Here is a 19,248-nt window from a genome sequence, read left to right on the forward strand (position 1 = left end):
TGATGCACGTGCGAGGTAGCCATGGCAGCGGCCAGCAGCAGCCGGCCAAGGCCGCCGCGCTGGCGCGCCGGGTCCACGGTGATATTGAGCAGGTGCATCTCGTCGACAACCGGCATCAGCACCGTGTAGGCGGCCAGTACGCCCCCGTTATCCCGCAAGGTCAGGCCAATGTGCCCGGCCTTGACGGAATTCTCGAAATTGGCACGGGTCCACGGGTGGGTGTAGGCCCGGGCTTCGATCTGCGCCACGGCTTCCACATCCAGCGCCGTCATGCGGCCAATGCTCCAGCCAGCCGGCACGGTTGGCATCACCGGCACCTCGGGCCATGCGTACCCGCTGCCGCACGCTGCATGCGCGCCCTGGCCGGGATTGGCCGGGCCGGTTTCCGGTGGCGGGTTGCGCTCCACGCTCACGGCTGGTCTCCCGCCGCCAGCGCTGCGCGCTGCGCCGCCACGGCCTGGCGCTCGGCGATGGTCTGGGCCACCTTGTCGCGCAGATAGATCGGCATGGCATCGGACGGCGCAACGGTTTCATTGCGGGCCAGCGCGCGCRAGGCAATCGATACCAGGGCCGGCGCGGCGGGCAACGCCTCGGGCACGCTGTGCAGCGCAAGCGCCGTGGCCTTGAGGCGTTCGCCAAACACGGCAGCGGCACTGCCCGCGAGCCAGAACGGCCCGGTGGGCAGGTTGACAGCCTCTGGCGGGCACACCTGCATGCCGGTCGCCGCTTGCCACTCCTGCGCGGCGCCGTCCCAGCGGAACGCGCCTGCGTAGGCTTCGTCCATGCGGGCGTCCAGCGCTACCAGCACGGATACGTCGGGCGGCAGCGCCGGCATCCCTTCCCCGCCCAGGCGCACGCGTTCGGCGCAAGCTATCAGCGAATTGACGGGAATCACGGGCAGATCGGCGCCAAAGGCCAGGCCCTGGGCCACGCCGCAGGCGGTGCGCAGGCCCGTGAAGGAGCCCGGCCCGGCGCCAAAGGCGATGGCTGCACAGTCCGACAGGGCAATGCCCGCTTCGGCCAGCAACTCGCCAGCGGCCGGCAGCACGCGGGAAGACGAGCGCGGGCCGGTGTGTTCATGACGAACCAGGCACACCAGGGCGCCGCCATCGGCAATGCGCCCGAGCGCGACGGAACACCACTCGGTGGAGGTTTCAACTGCAAGAATCCAGGACATGGCGAGATTGTATCCGGAGCGACCTCAAAAGCCGAACTAGCGCGGTGCCAATACCTTGCCCCCGGCGCGCGGGACCGAAGCGTTCTTCGGTTTCTTTCGGCTCAAACGCGCGATGGCGGGCGCTATCATCGCGGCTACCGGGTTTTTCCCGAACACCAAACCCAGAACGCATCCCCACATCCAGCCAGGAGAGCCCCATGAGTGACCTGCAGGCACGCTTCGCCCAAGCCCAGATCGACGTCAAGCAACTGACCGAGCGCCCCAGCAACATGACCCTGCTGCGCCTCTACGCGCTGTTCAAGCAAGGCAGCGAGGGCGACGCCCATGGCGACAAGCCGGGCATCACTGATTTCGTCGGCCGCTACAAGTTCGAAGCCTGGGAAACGCTCAAGGGCACCGCCCAGGAAGACGCGCAGGAGAAATACATCGCGCTGGTGGAAGAACTGCGCAGCGGCGCCACCGCCTGAAGCCATATGGGTTGGCCGGCGCTCAGCCGGCCAATCCTTCAGGCCTGGGCAAGCGGCCTTGGCCGTATCCGCCAGGCTGCCAGGATGGCAGTGGCAATGACGAGGCCAACCGCCAGGAAGGTCTCGTCGAAGGCGCGAATGCGCGCAGCCGGGTCGCCATCGGTACCGAGCACCGCACCCTGCGCCGCCAGCCGCCATTGCAGGCCGACGCCGGCCAGGCTTACCCCGATCGCACCGCCCAGTTGCCGGATGAAGTTGATGCAGCTGGAACCCTGCGCAATCAGCGAATAATCCACACCCCGCATCGAGCCCAGCGTCAGCGACGGCAGGATGCAGCCGAGCCCGATCCGCCCCAGCACCGCAAACCCCACCAGCAGCAGGTAAGGCGTGGCTTGGGACCCCATCGCCATCAGAAGGAACGAAGCCGACAGCAGCGCGAGCCCGAACGACACCTGCAGGTGTGGCGAGATGCGATTGGTCAGCCGCCCCGCCGMGGCAATGGTCAGGGCCAGCGCGATGCCGGCCGGCAGCAGCACCAGCCCGGCGCGCGACGGCGTATAAGCCAGCGCCATCTGCATGTAGACGGGCAGCAGGTAGGTCGATCCGAACAGCCCCGCGCCGTAGATGAAGGCCACCACCGCCCCGGCCGAAAACTGCCGGTAGCTGTACAGGCGCATGTTCATCAGCGGGTTCGCCGCGCGCAATTGCCACAGCACGAACACCACCAGCATCAGCACGCCAAAGCCAGCCAGCGCCATGCCGGCAAGCACGCTCTCGCGCATCTGCACCAGCCCGTTGAGCAGGCTCACGGTGGCAATGCCGGCCAGGCCCAGGCCCTGCCAGTCGAGCGGCTTGCGCTCGCCCATCATGGCCGAGTCCACCGCCATGAAACGGCGCGCCATCMACAGCCCGATCAGCGTCAGCGGCACCACCACGAAGAAGATCGAGCGCCAGCCGAAAGCCTCCACCAGGAAGCCACCCACGCTGGGGCCGAGCGCCGGCGCCAGCACCACCCCAAAGCCGAACATGCTGATCGCCTTGCCCTGCTCGCGCTCCTCGAACACCCGCAGGATCAGGATATTGGGCAAGGGCTGCAGGATCCCCGCCGCAATGCCCTCGGCCACCCGCATGGCGATCATCACGCCATAGGTTGGCGAGAATCCGCCGACCAGCCCGCCCATGCCCAGCAGCAGCAAGCTGCCAATGAACGTGCGGCGCAAGCCGTAGCGGTTAAGCAGCCACGGCGTGAGCAGCATCGACAGCGTCATGGCAATCATGAAGCTGGCCGCCACCCATTGCGCGCTGTCCTGCCCCAGCACGAAATGCCGGCTCAGGTCGGGAATGGCCACGTTGACGATGGTCGACGACACGATCGAGGAGACCGTGCCCAGCATCAGCGTCAGCAGCACCAGCCAGCGCAGCTGGCTGCCATAGCGTGCCCGCAGCGATTCCCGGGTCGGGCCGCCCGGCTGCCTGCCGGAGGCAGGCGACGAGGGCTGCCCGCTCACCCCAGCCGTCCGAGGGCGGCCAGTTCGCGGATCTTGCGCACGGTGTCGAGGTCGGCCTCGTGATAGGCCGACTTGACGATTTCGGCGAAACGGTCATCGCCGCTGTCGTCCACCGCGGGCATGGTGGTTTCGTAGACAAAGCGCAGCAGCAAGGCGCCCGGGCCCGGCGTCTCGATCGCCATGGTCAGGGTGCCGCCGGCGTGCTCGTCGGTGGGGGCGGTTTCATAGCGCACGACGCGGCGCGGCTCGAAGACGACGCGGTCGCGAATCGTGGCCTTGCCGAAATGCAGCTTGCGCTCGACCCAGTTGTCGCCACGCTCCACGATCTCCGCGCGGTCCAGCCCCATGACAAACAGCTCGGGCTCGGCACTGCGCAGCACCAGCCCTTGCCAGAGCTGCTCCGGCGTGAGCGTGTCCAACTGGATATTTTGTGGATCGTTGATCTCCACCAGGTGCTCGAAACGCAACTTAATTCTCCCGATCTATGGTTAGCCGATATTATGAAGGTCTGTGCCAAGGTCCGCAGCAAAACTTCCCGGAACCCACCCATGAGCGCCCTGCTGTCTCCCGACACCCGAAGCGATAGCCTTTGCGCCGTCGATCCACTGCAGGTACTGGTCTACGCCGACTCGCTATCCTGGGGCATCGTGCCGGGCACGCGGCAGCGCCTGCCCTGGCCGGTGCGCTGGCCCGGCCGGCTGGAACTCGCCCTGAACGGCGGGATTGGCGGCGGGAGCGGGCAGCGCCCCGTGCGGATACTGGAAGACTGCCTCAACGGCCGCCGCACGGTCTGGGACGATCCCTTCAAGCCGGGCCGCAACGGCATCCAGGGCCTGGCGCAGCGCATGGAGATGCACGCGCCGCTGGCGCTGGTGATCCTGATGCTCGGCAGCAACGATTTCCAGTCCATGCACCCGCATAACGCCTGGCACGCCGCGCAAGGCATCGGCGCCCTGCTCGACACCATCCGCGGCGCGCCCATCGAGCCCGGCATGCCCGTGTCGCCGGTGCTGGTGCTGGTGCCCCCGCCCATCACCACGCCGCGCGGGCCGCTGGCGCCGAAGTTTGCCGGCGGCGAGCACAAATGCGTGGGGCTGGCGCAAGCCTTCCAGGAAGTCTGCCGCGCGCGCGGCTGCGACTGCTTCGACACCGGCACGGTTATCCATAGCAGCGAAGTCGACGGCGTGCACCTGGACGCCGCCAGCCACATCGCGCTGGGCGATGCGCTGGCACCCGTGGTCAATGCGCTGCTGGCGCCAATGCGCGCCTGAGGCCCTACGAGGATTCTCCCGGGGCCGCTTTCCGCCTTGTGCATCACAGGCGCCGAGTAGAACACTCCTGACAGTACGTGTCAGGAGTGCTGGCGCACAATCCTGGTCTTCGGGCGGAGTGCTTCCATGCGTGCCGCGCCCCCATTCCATGCAGGAGACTGCGATGCAATTGCTGATCAATATCGACGTCGACGACCTCGCGCACGGCATCGGCTTCTACCAGCACGGCCTTGGCCTGCGCCTGGCGCGCAAGCTGTTCGACGGCTCCGTGGCGGAAATGCTGGGCGGCGGCGCGCCAATCTACCTGCTGGCCAAGGCGCCGGGCACCAGGCCCAGCACGCGCGCCGACGGCCGGCGCGACTATCGCCGGCACTGGACGCCGGTGCATCTCGATTTTGTGGTGGCGGACCTGGAAAGCGCAGTGGAGCGTGCGCTGGAAGCCGGCGCCGAGCTGGAGGACTGGCCGCAGGATTTCGCCTGGGGGCGGCAGGCGATGCTGTCCGACCCTTTTGGCCACGGGCTCTGCTTGATCGAGTGGAAAGGTGACGGTTATAGCGCCACCGAAGCGGGAAAGGAAACCAGGGAACCGGCGTTGCAGGATCGATAGCACCAGAGCATCCACAAAAGTGGATATGCAAGCGCGGTTTGCTTCGTTGGTGGCGCGCAAGCCTTGCTCTATCGTGTCTCGGGTGCAACTTCGAGAAGACAACGCGGCATGTCCAACTTCGGCCCGGATCTGAACGATCCCTTCGTCGCCCGCGCGGTGGTACTGCGCGAGACCTTCCATACCGATGCCGTCGCCCGCGACAAGGCTGGCGGCCGGCCTACCGAACAAATCCGCCTGCTCAAGGAAAGCGGCCTGCTTTCAGCGGGCATTCCTACCGCGTACGGCGGGGGCGGTGCTTCGTGGCTTTCACTGCTGCGCGTGGTGCGGGAATTCGCGCGCACCGATGGCTCGCTGGCCCACCTCTTCGGCTACCACCATCTGCCCGTGCACGCCGTGCAGGCACGCGGCACGCAGGCACAGCAGGAGCGCTGGCTGCGCGCCGCCGCCAAGGCGCAATGGCTGTGGAGCAACTCGGGCAATGCGCTGTCGAAGACGTCCAGTGCGCAGCGCGCCCCCGGCAACGATGGCTGGGTGGTCACCGGATTCCGGCCCTTCTCCAGCGGCAGCCATGTGGCGGACGTGATCCAGCTGGCATGGGAGAACGCGCAGGGCCAACGCCTGATGGGCGTGGTGCCCGCCGATCGCGCGGGCATCGTGATCGAGGATGACTGGGATGGCATCGGCCAGCGCCAGACCGGCAGCGGCACCGTGACGTTCAACAGCGTGCTGGTACGCGACGATGAACTGCTTGGCAAGCCCGACGATCCGCTCACCCCTTTCGCATCGCTGACCACGCTGCTGCAGCAGAGCGTGCTGCTCAACGTGTTTGTCGGCACGGCACAGGGCGCGCTCGACGAAGGCCGCGCCTATACCACCACGCAATCGCGCCCATGGATCCACTCGGGCGTGGAGCGCCATGTCGATGATCCCTGGGTCCAGCGCAAATACGGCGAGCTCGCCATCCGCACCTTGGCGGCAACCGAGCTGGCCGACCAGGCGGCGCGCAGCCTCGATGCCATTTATGGCCATGGACAGGCGCTGACGCTGGAGCAGCGCGGGCCGCAAGCCATCGCGCTGGCTACCGCCAACCTGTACGCCGGGGAAACCGGCCTGGCCGTATCGAACGAGATCTTCGAGGTCATGGGCGCGCGTTCGGCCACCAACGCCAATGGCTTCGACCGTTTCTGGCGCAACGTGCGCACCCACACGCTGCACAACCCGGCCGAGTACAAGAAACGCACGGTGGGCACGTGGTTGCTCACGGGCGAGTTCCCCTCGCCTGCCCTCTATCGCTGACCCCGCTGAACTCGCTGACCCCGCCAAACATCATGAGCCGCGACCGATTGTTMCATGGCTTTGCCAAGGTGCATTGAGCCTTCGATGACGGCTACCGACCGAGACCCCATCATGACCGCCAACGTCGCCTATCTCCATGCGCAGGCCGAACCAGCGCCCGCGCTGTTCGAGCCGGACACCAGCAACCCCTTTATCGCCCGCGCCGTCTCGCTGCGCGAGCGCTTCGCCGAAGACGCCATCGCCCGCGACCAGGCCGGCGGGAAGCCCGCGGAGCAGATCCGCTTGCTCAAGGCGCACGGCCTGCTTACGCTGTTGCTGCCGCGCGAAGTMGGCGGCCAGGGCGAAACCTGGTCGACCGTGCTGCGCATCACGCGCCTGTTCGCGCAGGTGGACGGCTCGCTCGGCCATCTGTTCGGCTATCACTACAGCAGCCTGCTGAGCCCGCGCTTGCGCAACGCGCCGGAGAAGGCCGCCAGCCTGTGGCGCCGCTCGGCCGAAGGCAACTGGTTCTGGGGCAACACGGCGAACAGCTTTTCCAGGAGCCTGTTTGGACGGCGCGATGGCGAGTGGTTCGTGCTGGACGGCTATCGCCCCTTTACCTCCGGCTCGCACGTGGCCGACTTCCTGGCGATTGCCTGGGAAGACGCCGACAGCGGCGAACGCCGCTTTGCCGCGATTCCCGCAGACCGCGCAGGCATCGTGATCGAGGACGACTGGGACGGCATCGGCCAGCGCCAGACCGGCAGCGGCCGCGTCACCTACCAGGGCGTGCGCGTGCACGAGAGCGAAGTGCTCGGGCAGCCGGTGCCCTTGAACCCCACCGGCGCGCCGGCCGAGCCCTATCGCACGGTCACGCCGCTGCAGCAGCAAAGCGTGCTGCTCAATGTGTTTATCGGCACGGCGCAAGGTGCGCTGCGCGCCGGGCGTGAATACACGGTGCATCAGTCGCGCCCGTGGATTCACTCTGGCGTGKAGCGTCATGTGGACGACCCGTGGGTGCGCCGGCAATATGGCGAGCTCTGGGTCAAGACCCAGGCCGCCACCGCGCTGGCCGACCGCGCGCTGCTCGCGCTCGACGGCGTGATCGCACGCGGCGAAGCGCTCAGCGCCGAGGAGCGCGGTGAAGCAGCCGTGGCCATTGCGGCGGCCAACGTGTTGGCCGGCGAGGTCGCGCTGCAGGTGTCCAGCGAGATCTTCGAGGTTACGGGCGCGCGCTCGGCGGTGCGCAAGACCGGCCTGGACCGCTTCTGGCGCAACGTGCGCATCCATACCCTGCACAACCCGTCCGAGTACAAGACCCGCAATGTCGGCCGCTGGGTGCTGGGCGAAGGCCATCCGGAACCGGGGACCTACCAATGAATGCACCCAACGGGGCGCGCCAGCGCCAGCTCCACCTCAATATCAACATCCTGCACTCGGGCTTCGTGCCCTCGGCCTGGCGGCTGCCTGACAGCGATCCCGCCGCCTTTGCCGACGTGCGGCACTACATCCGCGTGGCGCAGATCGCCGAAGCCGGCAAGCTCGACGCGGTATTCCTGGCGGACAACGCCGCTATCGTCGACCAGATTCATTTCCGCCCGATCCCGGCGCTGGAACCCACGGTGCTGCTGGCCAGCATCGCGGCGGCGACCACGCATATCGGCCTGATCGGCACGGCGTCCACCAGCTACAACGAGCCCTACAACATCGCGCGGCGCTTCGCCACGCTAGACCATGTGAGCGCGGGGCGCGCCGGCTGGAACGTGGTCACCACGGCCGATGTGCCGTCGGCGCGCAATTTCGGGCGCGATGCGGCGCCGGACCATGCGCAGCGCTATGCGCGGGCGGCCGAATTCACATCCGTGGTCAAGGCCCTGTGGGACAGCTGGGAGGACGACGCCTTTATCGGCGACAAGGCATCGGGCCGCTTCGTCGACACCGCCAAGGTGCAGCCGATTGCGCACCATGGCGAGCATTTCAGCGTGCAGGGGCCACTCAACCTGCCACGCTCGCCGCAAGGCCATCCGGTGGTGGTGCAGGCCGGCGGCTCCGCCGACGGGCGCGAGCTCGCCGCACGCCATGCCGAGGCCGTGTTCTCGGCGTCGCAATCGTTCGAGGAATCGCTGGCCTACGGGCGCGAGCTCAAAGCGCGCGCGCAGGCGCTCGGGCGCGGGCCCGATGCCGTGCGGGTGCTGGCCGGCCTGACCACCATCATCGGCGCCACCGAAGCCCAGGCCCGCCGGCGGCGCGACGATCTGATCGACCTGATCMCCTGGGACTACAGCCTGGCGCGGCTGGCCGGCACGCTCGGCATCACGCCGGACCGCCTGAAGCTGGACGAGCGGCTGCCGGACAACCTCGCACTGCCCGCCAACGGCAACGGCAACCACACCTTCTTCAACGCCACGCTCGCGCTGGCGCGGCGCCATGGCTACACCGTGCGCGAACTGATCCGCGAGCTGGCAGGCGGCGGCGGCCATCGCGTGCTCGTGGGTACGCCCGAGCAGATTGCCGACGACATCGAGCACTGGTTCCGCCACGGCGCGGCCGATGGCTTCAACCTGATGCCGGACGCGCTGCCCGACGGGCTGCAGGACTTTGTCGACGGCGTGGTGCCGATCMTGCAGCGGCGCAGCATTTTCCGCACGCAGTACGAAGGCGGCACGCTGCGCGAGCACCTGGGGCTGGCACGGCCGCCAGGCCGGCAAAGCACACGCAAGGCCGCCTGATATCCCTCAACAACCGACAAGCAATCATGGCTCAACGTAGCGGTTTCCTCAGCCTGGGCGCCTTCCTTTACCCCAGCGGCCACCATATCGCCGCCTGGCGCCATCCCGATGCCAAGGCCGACGCGGGCATCGACTTCAAGCACTACATAGCGCTCGCCCAGGCCGCCGAGGCGGCAAAGTTCGACCTGGTCTTCCTGGCCGACGGYGTAGGCACGCGCGGCGACGATGTCGAGTTCCTCAGCCGTACCGCGCACAGCTACCAGGCGCAGTTCGAGCCCATCACGCTGCTGTCCGCGCTGGCCGCGGTGACGCAGCGCATCGGCCTGGTCGGCACCGCCTCGACGAGCTTCAACGAGCCGTATCACGTGGCGCGCAAGTTCGCCTCGCTGGACCATATCTCGGGCGGGCGCGCCGGCTGGAACCTGGTCACCTCGTCCAACGAGCACGAAGCGCGCAACTTCAACCGCGACCACCATTTCGCCCACGCCGAGCGCTACGAGCGCGCGGCGGAATTCGCCGATGTGGTTACCGGGCTGTGGAACAGCTGGGAGGACGATGCCTTCCTGCGCGACAAGGCCAGCGGCCGCTACTACGAGCCCGCCAGGCGCCATGTGCTGGGCCACAAGGGGAAGCATTTCTCGGTGCAGGGACCGCTCAACGTGTCGCGCACGCCGCAGGGCCATCCGGTCGTGGTGCAGGCCGGCTCCTCCGAAGCCGGCAAGGAACTGGCAGCACGCACGGGCGAAGCCGTGTTCACTGCGCAGCAGACGGTGGAGGATGCCGTGGCGTTCTACGCCGACGTCAAAGGCCGGCTCGCCCACTATGGGCGCGAGCCCGATGACCTGAAGATCCTGCCCGGCGTATTCCCGGTGGTGGGCCAGAGCGAAAGCGAAGCCAAAGAGAAATTCGAGCAATTGCAAGCGCTGATCGACCCGGTGGTCGGCCTGGCGCTGGTGTCTGGCCTGACGGGCGGCTTCGACCTGTCGGGCTATCCGCTCGACGGCCCGATTCCCGAGTTGCCCGAGACCAATGCCAGCAAGAGCCGGCAGCGCCTGGTGATCGACCTTGCGCGGCGCGAGAACCTGACCATCCGCCAGCTTTACCAGCGCGTTGCGGGTGCGCGCGGCCACTGGCAGGTGATCGGCACGCCAGCGCAAATCGTCGACCAGCTCGAAGAGCGCTTCCGCAAATACGGCGCCGACGGCTACAACGTCATGTCGCCGGTGCTGCCGGGTGGACTCACCGATTTCATCGCGCTGGTGTTGCCTGAGCTGCGCCGCCGCGGCCTGTTCCGCGCGGAATACGACGGCAGCACGCTGCGCGAGCACCTTGGGCTCAAGCGCCCCGCGCATCCAGCCACGTCCTCCAGGCCCGCCGCCTCAACCCTTGCCGCTGCAGCATGACGACAACCTCTTCCCTCCCCGGCTCCGATCCCGATTTCCTCGCGCGCGAAACCCTGCGCCTGCTMGGCCCCGCGCCCGACAACTGGGTGCCGGACCACGCCGGCATCGACCACAACGTGGCCATCGTCGGTGGCGGCCAGAGCGGCAGCGCCTATGCCTTCTCGCTGCGCCGCGCGGGCATCGGCCGCGTGACGGTGCTCGACGCCGCGCCAGACGGTGCGCTGGCCGGCGTCTGGCGCACACGCGCCCGCATGCAGAAGCTGCGCACGCCCAAGAACCTGGTCGGGCCGGAGCTTGGCCTGCCGACGCTGGGCTTCCAGGCCTGGTATGAAGCGCGGCACGGCGCCGAGGCCTATGCCGCCATCGACCGCATTGCGCGCCTGGACTGGGCCGACTACCTGGACTGGTACCGGGGCTTCCTCGGCGTGCAGGTGCGCTACGCCACGCGTGTGGTACGCATCGAGCCCGTAGCCGGCGCCGCGCTGCCGCACTTCCGGCTGCATCTTGAGGTGAACGGGCAGCCGCGCATCGAGACGGCGCGCAAGGTCATCCTGGCCAATGGCGTGGCCGGCAATGGCGCTCCGTTCGTGCCCGCTGTGTTGTCGCAGGCCGTGGCCGCCGGGCTGGCCGCGCATACGGCCGATGCCATCGACTTCGACGCGCTGCGCGGCAAGACGGTAGCCGTGCTGGGCGCAGCGGCCTCCGCGTTCGACGCCGCCGCCGTGGCGCTGGAATCCGGCGCGGCCGCCGTGCACCTGTTCGCGCGCCGCGACCATATCGCCGCCACGCCGGTATCGCGCGTGCGCGCCTACCCCGGCCTTTACGACAACTACCACGCCCTGCCCGATGCCACGCGCTGGGAGCAAGCCATCCGATATCGGCGCGCCGGATCCACGCCGCCGGCCGACTCGGTGGAGCGGGTGCTCAAGTTCCCGCAGTTCCATTTGCACCTGAGTACCTCGCTGTCCGCCGCCGAGGTGGAGTCCGGCCGCATCGTCACCGAGGTGCAAGGACAGACCCTGCGTTTCGACTTCGCGATTGCCGGCACTGGCTACCTGGTGGATCCGTCGGCGCGCCCGGAACTGGCCGACATTGCGCCGCATATCCTGCGCTGGCGCGACCGCTACCAGCCCCCGGCCGACGCGCGCGACGACGAGCTCGCCGCGTCGCCCTATCTGGGCAGCGGCCTTGAGTATCTTGAGAAAACACCAGGCGCCGCGCCGTGGCTGCGCGATCTGCACGTGCATAACCCTGCTGGCTTCGCCAGCGTCGGCGTGCCGCTGGGCGATGTGCCCAGCATGCGGCGCGATATTCCGGGCTCGGTCGCCCGCATCAGCCGGGATCTGCTGCTGGCCGACCTGGCGCTGCATGAGCAGCGGATCCGCGGGGACGTGCCGGCGGATTTTGGGGCGGAGTTTTATGCTGGCGCGGTCTGGAAGCCCTCGGGCGCAGCGCTCGCGGCGGCCTGAGGCGGCCTGAGGCGGCGGCAGCGCCTCTTCCGCTGCCTGACCCTCAATCCCCCGACGCCTCATGTTCCAGCCATCGCGCGACGGCAATGGTGGTGCGGTCTCCCAGCAGCGGCCCGATGATCTGCACACCGAGYGGCAACCCGGACGCGGTCGCCGCCACGGGCGCCACGGTTGCCGGCAGCCCCGCAAGGGTGGCCAAGCCCGACCAGGCGAGTTGCTCGCGATACAGGGAAGGTTCGCCATCGACGCTCAGCGTCGTGTGCTCCCAATCGAGGGCGGGGATATGCTCGAACGCCGCCGTGCCAAACGGCGGCGCGATCACCACATCGAACGAAGCAAAAAGGCGGCTCCAATCGCTGCGCAGATGCATGCGCCGGTCCAGCAGGAATAGCCACTCGTGAGCAGACATACACGGCGGCGCATCCGGCGCGCCGCGTGTCACGATCGTCATCAGGAGCTTCGCATACTCTTCATGAAGGACCGCAATATCGGGCAGCAGCGCGCTGGCATATTCCACATGCGCACCGGCACGCGCAAGCCGGATAGCCACGTCACCGAGCGCGCGCCGAACGTCAGCGCCCGTGCGGGCCGACGGATGCTCGCTGAGTGCCAGCACACGCAAGTCCCGGATATCCGAGAAGCGCGCGGGCGGCAACGCCAGGCGGTAAGCCTGGGCCTCATCCGTATCGGGGCCGGCGAGCACGTCGAGCGCTAGCTCGAGGTCGGCTGCAGTGCGTGCCAGCGGCCCGATGGCCGACAGCACATCGGGGGCGGCCTGGTAGCCGGGGAACTGATGCCCCCGCACAGGCAGCAGGCCATGGGTCGGCTTGTGTCCATGGACGCCGCAGAAGTGCGCAGGCACGCGAATCGAGCCGCCAATGTCCGATCCCAGCTCCAGCGGCACCATCCCTGCCGCCAGCGCCGCCGCGGCGCCGCCGGACGACCCGCCAGGGGTGCGTGCAGCGTCAAGCGGATGCCGCGTGCGCCCATAGACCGGGTTGTTGCTCTCGTAGTCTCCAAGCGCGAAGGCAACATTGGTCTTGCCCAGGATCACGGCGCCCGCTGCCTTCAGCCGGGCGACAGCGACCGCGTCTTCGGCGACCGGCAACGCACTGGCAAACGCAAAGCCCCATGTCGTTGGCAGGCCTGCCACATTAAACGATTCCTTCACCGTCATCGGCACCCCGAGCAACGGGCGGCGCTCTCCCCGTTGCAAAGCGACATCGGCAGCGCGCGCCTGGTCCCGTGCCCGCTCGAAATCGCGCACGACGACCGCATTGATGCTGCCGTCACGCTGCTCGATGCGAGCGATGGCAGCATTGCAAAGCTCCAGCGCGCCAACCTGGCGCGCTGCCAGCGCCTGGACGAGCTGCGTAGCACTGGCGGTATCAAGATCGAGGATGGAAGCGGTCATATCGGGTGTGTGCAAGTTGCAATATTCGAGGCAGGCGGCCAGATCCTTGAACCGCCGCCCGCGACAAGGCCTTTTAACTTGAAGAGATCAAGCCAGAAATCTCATCAAGATCCAATGTACTTGTAGTACAGATCCAGTTTTTCGTTATTTTCTGAAACTTCAATATGAAGAATGGCCTCACCGGGCCTGCCATTTTCAAAGAGCACACACTCCATTCCCAATGCTTTTCCGTTGGTTTCATAGACATCTATGCATGGCCTTTTCCGCGTACGCGAATCAAAGGCCGTCTCCGGTGGCGCAATGGATAGGATTACCCCCTCATCGAAGTATTCATCAATGCTCTCGAATATCTCTTCGGCCACTGCGCTGGAAATGCCAAATTTGTGCTGTAGCGCCAGCGCATCCCGCAGGGCAATGGTCTCGATAAACCGCTTCGCCTCGTCATAGGCTTGCTGCCTTGTTGGCGTTCGCATGGGTCGACTCCGTGATGGCAAGACATCGAGGCGCCAATCTAGCACGACAAAGACTTGACGTAAATTCTGTAGGGCATCCCGTGGACAGGCAATCCATCCAAGATAAGCAGCGAAGGAAATCTGCGGATGATGCTCGCCGCCTCGCTGCACGGCATGCATGAGAACGCGATGCGGCCATCGTCACACGCCTCGCGCCATCCCACAACGATGCGCGCGACTATGGTGTACAGCACAAGTTCCCGTTCGAGACGGACGGCTCTGCCGTTGGCTGGCATCGTCTGGGTCCTTCCGAAATGCCGGGATATGCTCCGCGGCTATTGAGCAATTGTCGGATCTGGTGTACACATCGAGTTGCCCCACTTTCAGTGACACGTCCAGTGACACTTATGTATTGCTCGGGGCAGAGCAGGCCATTCTCCGTCCTTTGGCGTGTGCGCAATGCCGGTCACACCGGGCCGCAGCGTGGCACCGCCGTAGAGGTTTCCAATGTTCCCCGAGGCCCCATCGTAGACACGATGCCTTTCACTACCTGCCGCGCTAATGGAAAGCAGTCCGATCCGCCGCCTTGCCCGCATGCAGAGGCAACTGAGTCTCGTGCTGTTTGCCGTCGCTCCGCTGGCGCTGATGTTGGCCGGCACGCTTTGCTGGGGCATGTTCCGCGTTGTGGAGGATCAGGAAGAACGGATCGCCGTCCATTTTTCCGAACTCACTGGCTATATCCGCGAGCAGGAGGCCTTCCTGATACGCCTGCAGACGCGAGTCCGGGGCTTGCATCCCGATGACTATGCGGGTGATGTCAAGCTGCAGCGCATCGATTCGAGCGCCCATGGCGGCGCGATGCTGTTCGAGGCGCGGGTTCCGCGCACATCGGTCATGTTCAGCGTTGCCTGCAAAAGCACGGTGGACTGTCCGCCGCAAGACAGATCCGTGCTCCGGTTTGGTTCCTTCGTTTTCGATTACCACAGCGCCTATTGGGCAGCGTCCCAGCATCCTCCGGCAGATGTCTTCCTGATCGCGGCGCATGCCGATGCCCGTGTCGGCATGCGGGCGTTCCGCTCCACGTCGGAGAACAGGCCCGAGGAGTTCGGCGAGGTGCTCTCGACGGTTGCACAGCATGCCGGCACGCACGCAGGCGAGCGCAACGTTGCATCGGCGCCTGTCAGCTGGCTCCGCTCGGATCCAGCGGCCGGGGGGGCAGGCAAGATGCTCGCCGTCCTGCCGCTCGATGCCGCGGCGGCCATGCCGCGTGCGACGGAATCCGGGAACGCTGCGCTCTACGCAGCCGCGCTGCTGAGCCTGGATAGGATTGGCAGTATTCGGCGTTCGCTGGAAACACCCAGCCACGACGATTTCTGGCTGGAAGACAGGGCCCGCACCACCTTTGCGGGCAAGTCGCCGATGCCCGCGTTGAGGGCGGATGGCGTCACCTATGCCGCTGATGGACTGTACTTTCGGCTAAGGGACCCAAGCGGGTCGTGGCACGCGCTATACCGCGTTAGTTATCCGACGCTACTCCGCCATAACAAGGGCCTGCCAGCCGTCCTCGCGCTGCTGGTGCTATTCGGGCTGGGCGGTGGCTTGTCCTTCGCCCGTTGGTACAACCGTCGCGTGGTATTGCCGGCGCGCCGGGCGCACGAACGGCTGGCGGAAACCACCGCATTCTGCCGCGCGCTGATCGAGACCGCGCCTATGGCGCTGTGCATTTACAGCCAGGCGGACGGTACGGCGCTGTTCGGCAACCATCTGGCAAAGCAATGGCTGAACCTGGACCCGGGCCTGGATACGCACCAGGACCTGCAGTGCATTCTCGACAATGCCTCTCAGGCCACGCAAGTGCTTGCCGCTACCCTGCCCGGCGCTATCGAGGAAATCCGGGGCGATGGCAACCGGCCGCTCTCCCTGGCATTCTCGCCGACCCGCTACGGTGGCCAAGCCGTGCTGCTGTGCGCGTTTGCCGATATCAGCGCACGCAAGGAAATCGAACGCACCCTGGCCAAGGGAAAGCAGGACGCCGACAACGCGAGCGAGGCCAAGACCACCTTCCTGGCCTCGATGAGCCACGAAATCCGGACGCCGTTGTATGGCGTAATGGGCGCGTTGGAACTCCTGGATCTCACCGGTCTTGGCAACACGCAAAGGCAGTATGTCCAGACGATCCGCAATGCGTCGGAAATGCTGATGCAAATCATCAGCGACATCCTGGATATCGCCAAGATCGAAGCGMGGCAGCTGTCGGTCGAGGCGGACGACTTCAGCCTGCTATCGCTGGTGGAGGCTACCATCAGCCGCCATGCCGCCAGCGCCGGGCAAAGGGGCCTGCTCCTGTACGCCTGCGTTGCGCCCGACCTGCCTGAACACCTGCGTGGCGACACCATGCGAATTCAGCAAATACTGAACCATCTCCTGAGCAACGCCATTAAATTTACCGAATCCGGTCACGTGATTCTTCGCGTCCGGCAAGTTTCGGCAGATCGCGTTGGCGTGACGCTGTTGTTCCAGGTGGTGGACACAGGAGTCGGGATACCGCCGGAACGGCAAGCGGAACTCTTCACCCCCTTCTACCGGATCGACAGCAATATGCATACGGTTAGCGGCGCCGGATTGGGCTTGTCCCTCTGCATGCGCCTGGCAAGGCTGATGCATGGGGACATCCGGTTGGTCAGCGACCCGGGCCTGGGAAGCAGCTTTTCGCTGATGCTCCCCTTGTCGCATGCTGCGGTGCAGGTACCGTCGCAAGCGCCTGTGCTGACGGGGAAATCCGTCTACGTGCGATCCCCGAGCAAGGAGTTGACCGACAATGTGTGCGCATGGCTGAAGCGCTGGGGGGCCACCACTCACACGGCAGACGATATTCCTGCCGATGCTGCGCGGCATGCGCGTCTGCTGGACCTTCTTGTCTCCTACCCTGTTCCCGAGGACTGGACCGGGAATTATCTGTTTGCCGGCAGCCAGCCTGTTGCGGCGGACGCTGCTTTGCCGGCGGGACGCGGCTACCTGAGTGCGCACAGCGTTCAAGCGGTCGGCAGCGCCATCGCGCTGGCGGAGCCGGGTATATCCGAGTCACTTGACAGGCCGGCGGAACCTCTCGCTGCCGGCGCACAGCTTCGGGTCCTCGTGGCCGAGGACAACGCGATAAATGGAGCGATCCTGAAGGAGCAACTCGAACAAATCGGCTGCCTGGTTGCTCTGGTCTACGATGGGGTGGATGCGCTGGCCCGATGGCACACCGATCTGTTCGATGTCGTGATCACGGACATCAACATGCCAAGGGCAAATGGCTATGAGTTGGCCGAAGCGTTGAGGCAGCAAGGCTACGTGGGCCCTATTATCGGGATCACCGCCAATGCGATGCGCGAAGAGGCGCAGCGCTGCATGGACGCAGGCATGACGTCCTGGCTGGTCAAGCCAATTGACCTGGGGGCGCTACGGTCTCATCTCCATTCCGTTCGCTCCCCTGCTGTCATACGGCACGTGGCGCAAACCGCCCCGGAGTCCCCGGCCAGTCACGATGAGGCCGGGTTCGTGCCGCTCAGGTTCCGCGACGTATTCGCCGAAACCATGCGAAGCGATATCGCGGCGCTCGATCGGGCAATCGTGAATTCGTCCGCCGACAGCGCCCTGGATACATTGCATCGTATCCGCGGAGCGCTGGCTACCGTAAAATTGTTCAGACTCGTGAAAGACTGCGAAGCCCTGGAGGAAGACATCCGCAGCGAAGGCCTTCAGCAAAAGCAGAAGGCAGGCATAGCCCTGGTTGCCTCGCAGATCGAGGCCATTCTTGCTGAGTTTTGACAATCAACCAGGCGGCGGCTTCTCTTTATCCGATTTTTGAATTCCATGAAAAAAACCAAAATCATCTTAGCGGACGATCATCCCCTGGTGCTCATGGGAATACGCGAAGTCATTGAGCAGGACCTGCGTTTCGTGGTGGTTGATTCCGCCTCGGGTCCCTCGGACCTGATCGCGAAGATTCCTGTTGCCCGTCCGGATATTATTGTCACCGACKTTGCCATGCCCGGTGACTCGGTCTTCGGGGATGGCCTGAAGCTCATCGCATACCTGACCAGGACGTTTCCCGGCGTCAAGCTGCTGGTGCTGACAATGCTCACCAACCCGATCATCGCATCAGCCCTGTACGATGCCGGCGTGCACGGTGTGGTGTTCAAGGGCGACTCTCTCAACGACATCCTCACCGCCCTGTTCGCGATCCGGAGCGGCCGCAGATACATTCCGGCATCCCTCCAGGCGTCTCTTCGCGCGAATTCGGGGGCGGAGTCCATTGGCGAGCGAATCAAGACGCTGTCGCCGCGGGAATATGAAGTGCTTCGCCATTTCGTTGGCGGGGAGTCGGTCCAGGATATCGCCAAGCACTTCAACCGCAGTATCAAGACCGTGAGTGGCCACAAGGTGTCAGCAATGCAGAAGCTTGGTGTCACAACCGACCAGCAGCTCATTACCTTCTGCATTGCTACCGAGCTTTTTCAGTAGCAGGACACCATGGACACGCCCAGGCATCGGCATCGAGTAGGCTGAGGGGCGCCCCCCTCAGCCCTTTCGGGCCACCGTACGTGCGGCTCCGCATACGGCGGTTGGCGAACGAGATCGCAAGCGCCGCCGGGTATCCAGCGGCGAGATGTGTAAGAGACGTCCACCCCCAAGTGAGTGCGCCCTGCCTGGCGCAAAAAAACCCAAGCTGCCCACGAGGGTCGCTTGGGTGGGTAGAAGTCCCGGTCAGAGGGAGGGAAACCCTCGCCGGAATCGGGCTTCGGCATCGCCAGGGAATGTTGATGCCGACGAAGTCAAGAATACTGAAGTCAACATTCGTCTTCTACCAGAATATTCTGGTTCTCGGTCCAACGCACGATCGCGTGCTGCCCGTACTGCGCGCCATGATCGACCTGTTTCCAGCGCATAGGCGCGATGCCGCGCCGCGCAAGCTACGCGCTACGCTCTCCACATTTTTCCCAGCGCAACCGGCCCGGACATCCGTACCGCAAAACCCCATTTCATTTAATCACTCAGTCAACCACATAATCTTTTCTGATTAACTTTAACTTCATCATTTTAATTTTTTAAAAATTGACTGGCGATTAACGAATTGCAATTCCGTGCGGGTCGAAGCATCGTTGGCTGGCGTGTGCGAAGAAMCGCGCAGGTGGAAATTCCGCCGAGACCCGGCTCTGGAAGGGTTGGGTGAATTGGCCCGCGCCTGACTTTGATGAGAGACCGACTTGCACCGCTGGGCACCCTGAGCACGCACGCGCCGTTAAGCGTCGCGATAATCTCAATTCATTTATTTTTGCCGAAAACAAGAACTATCCTGTGTCGCTACCGTGGAATTCTGGCGAATATCTGTAGATGAACGCGAGCCACACCGGGGCTTTGGCGGCCTCTATGCACTTTCATGGAAGCAGGCCATCGGAAGACCTTGCACCGCCCCTGATCGATCTTGGCC

16 protein-coding genes are annotated in these 19,248 nt (G+C 65.5%); 10 read left to right on the forward strand and 6 right to left on the reverse strand.

What is annotated here, in order from left to right; translation table 11 throughout:
* The coding region (locus tag AC1DS3_RS19810; protein ID WP_477127788.1) for a GNAT family N-acetyltransferase at positions 1 to 308 on the reverse strand (308 nt) is incomplete at its 3' end.
* A gap of 101 nt (positions 309 to 409) precedes the next feature.
* Positions 410 to 1,177, reverse strand: a complete 768-nt coding sequence (gene tsaB, locus AC1DS3_RS19815) for a tRNA (adenosine(37)-N6)-threonylcarbamoyltransferase complex dimerization subunit type 1 TsaB (protein WP_477127782.1) — start codon at positions 1,175 to 1,177, stop codon at positions 410 to 412.
* A gap of 197 nt (positions 1,178 to 1,374) precedes the next feature.
* Here tsaB and AC1DS3_RS19820 point away from each other — a divergent pair, with 197 nt between their 5' ends.
* A complete protein-coding gene (locus AC1DS3_RS19820) occupies positions 1,375 to 1,644 on the forward strand; it encodes an acyl-CoA-binding protein (protein ID WP_441630272.1) in 270 nt (89 codons plus the stop codon).
* 38 nt (positions 1,645 to 1,682) lie between these two features.
* On the opposite strand, the gene AC1DS3_RS19825 is transcribed toward AC1DS3_RS19820, so the two are convergent.
* Together AC1DS3_RS19825 and AC1DS3_RS19830 are read right to left on the reverse strand one after the other, a co-directional pair.
* A complete protein-coding gene (locus tag AC1DS3_RS19825) occupies positions 1,683 to 3,152 on the reverse strand; it encodes a DHA2 family efflux MFS transporter permease subunit (RefSeq protein WP_477127783.1) in 1,470 nt (489 codons plus the stop codon).
* Complete coding sequence (locus AC1DS3_RS19830) at positions 3,149 to 3,619, reverse strand: SRPBCC family protein (RefSeq protein WP_150983551.1); 471 nt, start codon at positions 3,617 to 3,619, stop codon at positions 3,149 to 3,151. Before AC1DS3_RS19830 ends, AC1DS3_RS19825 begins: the two co-directional genes overlap by 4 nt.
* 81 nt (positions 3,620 to 3,700) lie before the next feature.
* Here AC1DS3_RS19830 and AC1DS3_RS19835 point away from each other — a divergent pair, with 81 nt between their 5' ends.
* From AC1DS3_RS19835 to AC1DS3_RS19865, 7 genes are all read left to right on the forward strand, one after another.
* Positions 3,701 to 4,423 (forward strand): SGNH/GDSL hydrolase family protein, encoded by a 723-nt coding sequence (locus AC1DS3_RS19835; RefSeq protein WP_441630268.1) that lies wholly within the window; start codon positions 3,701 to 3,703, stop codon positions 4,421 to 4,423.
* Between the two features lie 163 nt (positions 4,424 to 4,586).
* Positions 4,587 to 5,030, forward strand: a complete 444-nt coding sequence (locus AC1DS3_RS19840; protein WP_441630266.1) for a VOC family protein — start codon at positions 4,587 to 4,589, stop codon at positions 5,028 to 5,030.
* Positions 5,031 to 5,138: 108 nt separating this feature from the next.
* A complete protein-coding gene (locus tag AC1DS3_RS19845) occupies positions 5,139 to 6,326 on the forward strand; it encodes an acyl-CoA dehydrogenase family protein (protein ID WP_441630264.1) in 1,188 nt (395 codons plus the stop codon).
* 111 nt (positions 6,327 to 6,437) lie between these two features.
* Positions 6,438 to 7,685, forward strand: coding sequence for an acyl-CoA dehydrogenase family protein (locus AC1DS3_RS19850; protein ID WP_477127784.1), 1,248 nt, complete (start codon positions 6,438 to 6,440; stop codon positions 7,683 to 7,685).
* Entirely contained in the window at positions 7,682 to 9,034 is a 1,353-nt protein-coding gene (locus AC1DS3_RS19855; RefSeq protein WP_477127785.1) for an LLM class flavin-dependent oxidoreductase, read from the forward strand. Before AC1DS3_RS19850 ends, AC1DS3_RS19855 begins: the two co-directional genes overlap by 4 nt.
* Positions 9,035 to 9,060: 26 nt before the next feature.
* The gene (locus AC1DS3_RS19860) at positions 9,061 to 10,437 is read left to right on the forward strand and encodes an LLM class flavin-dependent oxidoreductase (RefSeq protein ID WP_477109142.1); all 1,377 of its coding nucleotides are present in this window, start codon (positions 9,061 to 9,063) and stop codon (positions 10,435 to 10,437) included.
* Positions 10,434 to 11,906, forward strand: coding sequence for a SidA/IucD/PvdA family monooxygenase (locus tag AC1DS3_RS19865; protein ID WP_477109141.1), 1,473 nt, complete (start codon positions 10,434 to 10,436; stop codon positions 11,904 to 11,906). Before AC1DS3_RS19860 ends, AC1DS3_RS19865 begins: the two co-directional genes overlap by 4 nt.
* A gap of 43 nt (positions 11,907 to 11,949) precedes the next feature.
* Here AC1DS3_RS19865 and AC1DS3_RS19870 read toward each other — a convergent pair whose 3' ends face one another.
* Both AC1DS3_RS19870 and AC1DS3_RS19875 read right to left on the reverse strand, forming a co-directional pair.
* A complete protein-coding gene (locus AC1DS3_RS19870) occupies positions 11,950 to 13,320 on the reverse strand; it encodes an amidase family protein (protein WP_441630254.1) in 1,371 nt (456 codons plus the stop codon).
* Between the two features lie 104 nt (positions 13,321 to 13,424).
* A complete protein-coding gene (locus tag AC1DS3_RS19875) occupies positions 13,425 to 13,952 on the reverse strand; it encodes a hypothetical protein (RefSeq protein ID WP_477127786.1) in 528 nt (175 codons plus the stop codon).
* 381 nt (positions 13,953 to 14,333) lie between these two features.
* On the opposite strand from AC1DS3_RS19875, the gene AC1DS3_RS19880 reads away from it, so the two are divergent.
* Positions 14,334 to 17,585: a hybrid sensor histidine kinase/response regulator gene (locus AC1DS3_RS19880; protein WP_441630251.1), complete on the forward strand. Its 3,252-nt coding sequence runs from the start codon at positions 14,334 to 14,336 to the stop codon at positions 17,583 to 17,585.
* A 45-nt stretch (positions 17,586 to 17,630) separates the two neighbouring features.
* Positions 17,631 to 18,281 carry a response regulator gene (locus tag AC1DS3_RS19885; protein ID WP_477127787.1) on the forward strand — a complete coding sequence of 217 codons (651 nt, stop codon included), beginning with the start codon at positions 17,631 to 17,633 and terminating at the stop codon, positions 18,279 to 18,281.
* Positions 18,282 to 19,248 lie beyond the last annotated feature (967 nt).

The sequence above is a fragment of the Cupriavidus sp. 01L46 genome (assembly GCF_056399905.1).